The 7,478-nt window shown below is 72.7% G+C and carries 8 protein-coding genes; 3 read left to right on the top strand and 5 right to left on the bottom strand.

Translation table 11 applies throughout. The features are described from left to right. Positions 1-25 precede the first annotated feature (25 nt). The 3 genes from ACFV9T_RS42295 to ACFV9T_RS42285 all read right to left on the bottom strand — a co-directional run bounded on the left by ACFV9T_RS42295 (position 26) and on the right by ACFV9T_RS42285 (position 2,507). Entirely contained in the window at positions 26-862 is an 837-nt protein-coding gene (locus ACFV9T_RS42295) for a purine-nucleoside phosphorylase (protein WP_385449111.1), read from the bottom strand. A 97-nt stretch (positions 863-959) separates the two neighbouring features. Beyond that, complete coding sequence (locus ACFV9T_RS42290) at positions 960-1,895, bottom strand: hypothetical protein (protein ID WP_385449109.1); 936 nt, start codon at positions 1,893-1,895, stop codon at positions 960-962. A gap of 174 nt (positions 1,896-2,069) precedes the next feature. After that, positions 2,070-2,507: a gamma-glutamylcyclotransferase gene (locus ACFV9T_RS42285; RefSeq protein ID WP_123100215.1), complete on the bottom strand. Its 438-nt coding sequence runs from the start codon at positions 2,505-2,507 to the stop codon at positions 2,070-2,072. A gap of 108 nt (positions 2,508-2,615) precedes the next feature. Here ACFV9T_RS42285 and ACFV9T_RS42280 point away from each other — a divergent pair, with 108 nt between their 5' ends. Both ACFV9T_RS42280 and ACFV9T_RS42275 read left to right on the top strand, forming a co-directional pair. Next, on the top strand, positions 2,616-4,061 hold the full coding sequence (locus ACFV9T_RS42280; RefSeq protein WP_385449106.1) for an NAD(P)H-quinone dehydrogenase: 1,446 nt from the start codon (positions 2,616-2,618) through the stop codon (positions 4,059-4,061). Between the two features lie 126 nt (positions 4,062-4,187). After that, positions 4,188-5,207, top strand: coding sequence for a DeoR/GlpR family DNA-binding transcription regulator (locus tag ACFV9T_RS42275; RefSeq protein WP_385449103.1), 1,020 nt, complete (start codon positions 4,188-4,190; stop codon positions 5,205-5,207). A gap of 25 nt (positions 5,208-5,232) precedes the next feature. Here ACFV9T_RS42275 and ACFV9T_RS42270 read toward each other — a convergent pair whose 3' ends face one another. Next, positions 5,233-5,832 carry a TetR/AcrR family transcriptional regulator gene (locus ACFV9T_RS42270; RefSeq protein WP_385449100.1) on the bottom strand — a complete coding sequence of 200 codons (600 nt, stop codon included), beginning with the start codon at positions 5,830-5,832 and terminating at the stop codon, positions 5,233-5,235. A 172-nt stretch (positions 5,833-6,004) separates the two neighbouring features. Here ACFV9T_RS42270 and ACFV9T_RS42265 point away from each other — a divergent pair, with 172 nt between their 5' ends. Continuing rightward, a complete protein-coding gene (locus ACFV9T_RS42265) occupies positions 6,005-7,180 on the top strand; it encodes an alpha/beta hydrolase (protein WP_385449098.1) in 1,176 nt (391 codons plus the stop codon). A 71-nt stretch (positions 7,181-7,251) separates the two neighbouring features. On the opposite strand, the gene ACFV9T_RS42260 is transcribed toward ACFV9T_RS42265, so the two are convergent. Further along, positions 7,252-7,478: biotin/lipoyl-containing protein (locus ACFV9T_RS42260; RefSeq protein ID WP_385449096.1), on the bottom strand; the 227-nt coding region annotated here is incomplete at its 5' end.

Below are 7,478 nucleotides of genomic sequence, written 5' to 3'. Positions count from 1 at the left end.
CCCCAAGACCTCAGCCCCCACTACCTCAGAGCCGGTCCAGCACCTGGGCCAGCAGCGTGCCCATCCGGGTGGCCGAGTCGCGGCCCGCCTGGAGGACCTCCTCGTGGTTGAGGGGTTCGCCGGTCATGCCCGCGGCCAGGTTCGTGACCAGGGAGATGCCCAGCACCTCGGCGCCCGCCTCGCGCGCGGCGATCGCTTCGAGGGTGGTGGACATGCCGACCAGGTCGGCCCCGATGGTACGAGCCATGGTGATCTCGGCCGGGGTCTCGTAGTGCGGGCCGGGGAACTGGGCGTAGACGCCCTCTTCGAGGGTGGGGTCGACCTGCTGGCAGAGGGCGCGCAGCCGGGGGGAGTAGAGGTCGGTGAGGTCGACGAAGTTGGCGCCGACGATGGGGGAGGCGGCGGTGAGGTTGATGTGGTCGCTGATCAGGACCGCTTGGCCGGGGCGCATGCCTTCGCGGAGGCCGCCGCAGCCGTTGGTGAGGATGATGGTCTTGCAACCGGCGGCGACGGCGGTACGCACGCCATGGGCGACGGCGGCGACGCCGCGGCCTTCGTAGTAGTGGGTGCGGCCGAGGAAGACGAGGGCCCGCTTGTCGTCCAGCTGGTACGAGCGGATGGTGCCCGCGTGGCCCGCGACGCCGGGCGGCGGGAAGCCGGGCAGCTCGGTGACGGGGAACTCGTGCTCCGGGCTGCCGAGCGCGTCGGTGGCGGGGACCCAGCCGGAGCCCAGCACGAGGGCGACGTCGTGGGTCTCCGCACCGGTCAGCTCGCGCAGGCGCGTGGCGGCGGCGTCGGCGGCGGCGTGGGGGTCGGCGGGGGCGCCCTGGCTGTCCGAAGAAACAGATGCGTTCACGCGCACGAGGGTAGCCCCTCCTGGCCTACGCGCGTAGACGGCCTCCGGGGGTGGTGTTCGGATCGTTGCGAACGAGGCGCCGACGGCGCGCGAGCGGGGCGCGCTACGCGGGGGCGGCGAGGCGTTCGTAGGGCTGGGAGAACCGTTCCAGCGGGTCGCCGTCGGCGTTCCAGGGCCAGGCGGTCACCACGCCCCCGGTGGCGCGCAGGGCCGTCGCGGCTTCGGTCATGCGGCCGGACCTGACCAGGGCGTACGCGAGGACGTTGAGGTCCGCGAGGGCGGCGGCGTGGCGGAGGAAGCCGGGCTGGGGCCATTCCTGGGCGGCCTGGTCGAGGACCGGGGCGACCCCCTCGCGCCGCCAGTGCTCCCCGGCGCTGATCGCCTCCATGCCGCCGGTGGCCATGGCGCGCTGGTGGTTGCGGACGATCGCGGTCAGCTCCAGGGCGGCGGCGGGGGCGTCGGCGGGCATGCGGCCCCGGACCGAGTCCAGCAGGTCGAGGAGCTGTACGGCGGAGCCGCACTCGTCGGGGGACAGATAGCCGAGGACCTGCAGGTGCGCCTCGCGGTTCCACGGGTCGCGGGCCATGATCTCCTGCCAGATCGCCGACAGCTCGCGGTGCGGTCGCCGCTCGCGGCGCAGGGTGGCCAGGTGCACGACGTACGGGGTGGGGTCGGCGGGGACCAGCTCGGCGGCGAGGCGGCAGGCCTCGCGGGCCTCGCTCAGGTCGGTCTCGGCCCGGACCAGGTCCGACCAGGCGTGCAGCAGCAGGGCTCCCTGGTCGCGGGGGTGGTGACGCCGCCAGATCCCGGGCAGCGCCCGCCCCGCGGCGGCGGCGAGTACGGACAGGCGGTGGCCCTTGCGGTCCCAGTCCTGACCGGCGTCCTCGACCACCCGGGAGACCTGGGCGATCACCGTGGTGTCGAGGTCGCCGCGGTCCCAGCTCGTCTCAAGGCGTTGCCGGACCCGGCCGAGGGCGGTGTCGTCGAGTTCGGGGACCAGACGAGGACGGCTGCCCTTACGGCGCCTGAAGACGGGCATATCGGTCGGCTTTCGGTGGTGGTGATCGCGATCAATCCGCATCCTCGACCGGGTGCCGCTCGGGTGAACAGGGGGACGGCCATATCGGCACGATGGTTTCACCAGCCGCGCGCAAGCGGAACGTGCCGCCTGTAAGCGGAACGCGAGCGGATGTCGGCCCCGCGCGAGCGGACGTCAGCAGGGGCGCTTGCGCAGCTCCATGACGTAGTCGTGCGGCGCGCCCGCGGATTCGGCGGCGTCGGCGATCTCGCCGAGGTAGCGGGCGGAGGGCAGGCCTCCCTCGTAGCCGTTGAGGACGTACAGCCAGGCGGGCTCCTCGCCGTCCAGAGTGTGGACGCGGATCCGCATGCGGCGGTATATGTCCAGCCCCACGCCCTCCCAGCGGTCCATGGAGTCCTCGTCCATGGGGGCGATGTCGTAGAGGGCGACGAAGACCTGCGAGCGCGGGGCTTCGACGATGGTGGGGAGAGCGCCCTCCCAGCCCATCTGCTCCCCGCCGAAGGTCAGGCGCCAGCCGGTGATCCAGCCTGTGCCGCGCAGGGGTGAGTGCGGTGCGCGGCGGGACATCAGCCGCGCGTCGAGGTTGCCGGCGTACGCGGCGTAGAGCGACATGGATCAGAGGGTACGGGAGAGGGGTGGAAGCGCTCTTGGGGTGGCGGGTTCGTATGAGGATGCGCACTCGAACCCCCGGGCGGAAGCCTAGCGGGTGGGTACGGGACAATGGAGCATGTGACTCGGATCGTGATCATTGGTGGCGGACCCGGCGGCTACGAGGCGGCGCTGGTCGCTGCCCAGCTCGGCGCGGAGGTGACCGTCGTCGACTGCGACGGTCTGGGCGGAGCGTCGGTGCTGACCGACTGCGTGCCGTCGAAGACGTTGATCGCCACGGCTGAGGTGATGACGACGTTCGACTCTTCGTACGAGGAGTTGGGCATCATCGTCGCCGATGACACCCCGCCGCTGGAGCAGACGGCCCGGGTGGTGGGCGTGGACCTGGGCAAGGTGAACCGGCGGGTGAAGCGGCTGGCGCTCGCGCAGTCGCACGACATCACGGCCTCCGTCACGCGCGCCGGCGCGCGGGTCATGCGGGGGCGCGGGCGGCTGGAGCCCGCGCAGGCGCCGGACGGATCGCGGAAGGTGATCGTCCGGGCGGTGGACGGCTCCGAGGAGACCCTGGTCGCGGACGCGGTGCTGGTGTCGACCGGCGCGCACCCCCGGGAGATCCCGGACGCGCAGCCGGACGGCGAGCGCATTCTGAACTGGACGCAGGTGTACGACCTCGATGAGCTGCCCGAGGAGCTGATCGTGGTCGGGTCCGGTGTCACGGGCGCCGAGTTCGCGGGCGCGTACCAGGCGCTGGGCTCCAAGGTCACGCTGGTCTCCAGCCGGGACCGGGTGCTGCCGGGCGAGGACCCGGACGCGGCGGCGGTGCTGGAGGACGTCTTCCGGCGGCGCGGGATGAACGTGATGTCCCGCTCGCGGGCCGCGGCCGTGAAGCGCGTGGGGGACCGGGTGGAGTGCACGCTCGCGGACGGGCGGGTCATCACCGGCAGCCACTGTCTGATGGCCGTGGGCTCGATCCCGAACACCGCGGACATGGGCCTGGAGGAGGCCGGGGTCCGGACGAAGGAGTCCGGGCACATCCTGACCGACAAGGTGTCGCGCACCAGCGCGCCGGGCGTGTACGCGGCCGGTGACTGCACCGGCGTGTTCGCGCTGGCGTCGGTGGCGGCCATGCAGGGCCGGATCGCGATGTACCACTTCCTGGGCGACGCGGTCACGCCGCTGAACCTGAAGACGGTCTCGGCGAACGTCTTCACCGACCCCGAGATCGCCACGGTCGGCTACTCGCAGGCCGATGTGGACGGGGGGAAGATCGACGCCCGGGTGGTGAAGCTGCCGCTGCTGCGCAACCCGCGCGCGAAGATGCAGGGCATCCGGGACGGCTTCGTGAAGATCTTCTGCCGCCCGGGCACCGGCATCGTGGTCGGCGGTGTGGTGGTCGCGCCGCGCGCGAGCGAGCTGATCCACCCCATCGCGCTGGCGGTCGACAACAACCTGACGGTGGAGCAGATCGCGAAGGCGTTCACCGTGTACCCGTCGCTGTCCGGCTCGATCGCCGAGGTGGCGCGGCAGTTGCACACCCGTAAGTCGTCCGAAGGGTAGTACCGGACGGGCCCCCGGGCGTGAGGTGCGCCCCTTATAGCAGCTTGTGCCCGCCCAGATGAACATTTTCTGGTAATTAGTGCAAGCTGCTGAAAAGAGACAGTCGTTGGCGTTACTGTCAGTTTCGTGTTCGCTGCAGAACGTCGCCAATTGATCCTTGAAATGGTGCGCGCGAACGGAGCGGTGTCGCTCCGTGAGCTCGCCCGCGTCGTCCAGACCTCCGAAGTGACCGTACGGCGTGATGTGCGGGCCCTGGAGGCAGAAGGACTGCTCGACCGCCGGCACGGCGGTGCGGTGCTGCCGGGCGGATTCACCAGGGAGTCCGGCTTCCCGCAGAAATCCCATCTAGCGACCGCGGAGAAGACGGCGATCGCCGATCTCGCGGCCGGTTTCGTCGAAGAGGGCGAGGCCGTCGTGGTCGGCGCCGGTACGACCACGCAGGAGCTGGCCCGCCGGCTCGCGCGGGTCCCCGGGCTGACCGTGGTCACCAATTCCCTGCTCGTCGCGCAGGCGTTGGCGCATGCCAACCGGGTCGAGGTCGTGATGACCGGCGGCACGCTGCGCGGCTCCAACTACGCGCTGGTCGGCAGTGGCGCCGAGCAGTCCCTCCAGGGGCTGCGGGTCTCGCGCGCCTTTCTGTCCGGCAGCGGGCTGACCGCCGAGCGCGGGCTGTCCACGTCCAACATGCTGTCGGCCAGCGTCGACCGGGCGCTGGTCCAGGCCGCGGCGGAGGTCGTGGTGCTCGCCGACCACACCAAGCTGGGCACCGACACCATGTTCCAGACGGTGCCCACCGATGTGATCACGCGGCTGGTGACCGACGAGCCACCCGCGCAGGACGACCGTGCGCTGACCGAGCTGCAGGCCCTGGCCGATCAGGGCGTGCAGATCGCGGTAGCGGGGCCGGGCGCGGGGTCCGGCCCGGCCGGTGGCGAGGGCGGCGGCCCGCCGGGCGCGGCGCGCCAGGCGGGGCGGCTGGGCTCCCCGGCCCCGCGGACCGGTGAGGACGGGCTGCCCGTGCCCGGCCCGCGCCGCAATCCGCACGGCCAGGCGCCCGGCTCCGGCCAGCTGCGCAGCGCGGCGTCCCTGCCCGAGCAGCAGTCGGGCGGTGGACGGGTGGCGGATCTGGCGCCCCGGCGGCGCTGAGCGGGCGGATCGCCGGGGGACCGGTTCAGTGCGCCTTGAGTCCGGTGAAGGTCAGGGCGAGCAGCCGGTCCGCCAGCTCCGGGTCGTCCGGGGACTGTTCGACGGCCAGCGCGATGGCGTTGGTCAGCTGCATCAGGTCGGCGATCACCACGTCCGGCCGTACGGCACCGGCCTGCTGGGCGCGGGCGAGCAGTTCGCTGCCCGCCTCGCGCAGCGGCAGTCGGCAGCCACGGGACAGCTCCGAACTCTCGTCGCCCGAGCACGCCATCAGGGCCTGCGCGAGGCCGCGGTAGGTGCTCGCGTGGTGGACGATCGCCCGCAGCCAGTCCACCAGCGCGGTGCACGGCTGCGGCGCCCTCGCCAGCTCGCGGGAGTGCGCCAGCAGGGCGTTCATCTCGCCCTGGAAGACGGCGCCCATGAGCGCGGTGCGGTTGGGGAAGTGCCGGTAGAGCGTGCCGATGCCGACGCCCGCGCGGCGCGCGATGTCCTCCAGCGAGGCATCGGTGCCGTGCTGGGTGAAGGCGGTGCGCGCCTCGCCCAGCAGCCGCTCGTAGTTGCGCCGCGCGTCGGCGCGCATGGGCCGGGGGAGCGGTGGCGTCTGCGCCGGGGCTGTCTCGGTCGCCATCGCGGTCCTCCCTGCTGTGCCTTGCGGTACCTGCCTGTAGGTCAAGCATGCCATTACGTCACATCGGGGTGGCGGAGACCGTCATCTCCGGCGCGAGAGAAGGCGGGGGAAGGCGGAAACGGATGAGGAGGGGGAAACGGATGCGGATCAACGTCCGCGCCCGGCAACGCCCATGGGACTGACCAGTCGATCGCTGGAGTGGGTGCTGAGCGCCGCCGCCGTGGTGTGCGCCGCGCTCACCGTCTGGCTGTGGCCGCGCTTCGCCGGGCGCGGGGTGCGGGCGTGGGCGGGCAGGCTCGGGTCGCTGGTGGTGACGCAGTGCGCGCTGGTCGCCGCGCTGGCGGTCGTGGTCAACGCGCACTTCCAGTTCTACGGGTCCTGGGACGAGCTGCTGGGCCGGGGCGACGAGGCTCCCGCCGCGCTCTCGGACGTACCCGGCGGCGGGGCGGGCGCGGGCGGGGCCTCCGGGGCGCTGGTGCGGGCCGCGCCGCCGCAGGGTCTCGACCGGGTGCACGGGCTGCCGGGCGGGCCGCCGGAGCGGGCGGGCAAGGTCGAGTCGGTGCGGATCACGGGCCGCCGCAGCCAGGTGGCCACGCCCGCGTACGTCTATCTGCCGCCGCAGTACTTCCAGCGGCAGTACGCCCGTCAGCGCTTCCCCGTCGTCGTCACGGTCAGCGGCTACCCCGGCGGGTCGTTTCTGCTGGCCCAGCATCTGCGGGTGCCGCAGACCACGGGCGAGCTGATCCGCCGGGGGACGGTGCAGCCGACCGTGATCGTGATGGTCCGGCCGACGATCGCCCCGCCACGGGACACCCAGTGCGTGGACGTCCCCGGCGGGCCGCAGGCCGAGACGTACTTCGCCGAGGATCTGCCCGAGGCGCTGACCCGCCACTACCGGATCGGCCATGACCCCAGCGCCTGGGGCGTCCTGGGGTACTCCTCGGGCGGCACCTGCGCGCTGGAGCTGGCCATGCGGCATCCGCGGGTCTACTCGGCGGCGGCGGCCCTCTCGCCCGACTACCGCGTGGCCAACGACCCGACCACCGGGGACCTGTTCGGCGGCGGTCCGGCGGGTGAGCGCCGCAAGCGGGAGCACGACCTGATGTGGCGGCTGCGGAACCTGCCACGGCCCGAGGTGTCGGTGCTGGTGGCCTCCAGCCGCCGGGGCGAGTCGAATTACGGCGCGACCCGGTCGTTCCTGGCCGCCGTACGGCCGCCGATGCGCGCCCAGTCGATCATCCTCGACCAGGGCAGCCATAACTTCCACACCTGGCGGCGCGAACTGCCCACGGCGCTGCGCTGGATGAGCGAGCAGCTGACCTTCCCGCAGGATGTGGTGCGCCGCTAGGGCCTGGCAGCGCGCGGGCCCCGGACGTCCTGTGGACGGCCGGGGCCCGGATGCGTGCTACGGAGCGGGCGTCAGTCCTTGATCTCGCAGATGACCGAGCCCGAGGTGACCGAGGCGCCGACCTCGGCGCCCAGGCCCTTGATCGTGCCCGCGCGGTGGGCGTTGATGGGCTGTTCCATCTTCATGGCCTCCAGGACGACGATGAGGTCGCCCTCGGCCACGGTGTCGCCCTCGGCGACGGCGACCTTGACGATGGTGCCCTGCATCGGGGAGGCGAGGGCGTCGCCGGAGGCGGCGG

Origin of the sequence: Streptomyces sp. NPDC059850, from assembly GCF_042731515.1 — a bacterium.
Classification (GTDB): domain Bacteria; phylum Actinomycetota; class Actinomycetes; order Streptomycetales; family Streptomycetaceae; genus Streptomyces.
Note: the sequence above shows the minus strand (reverse complement) of the source record. Positions and strands in the feature narration are given on the sequence as shown.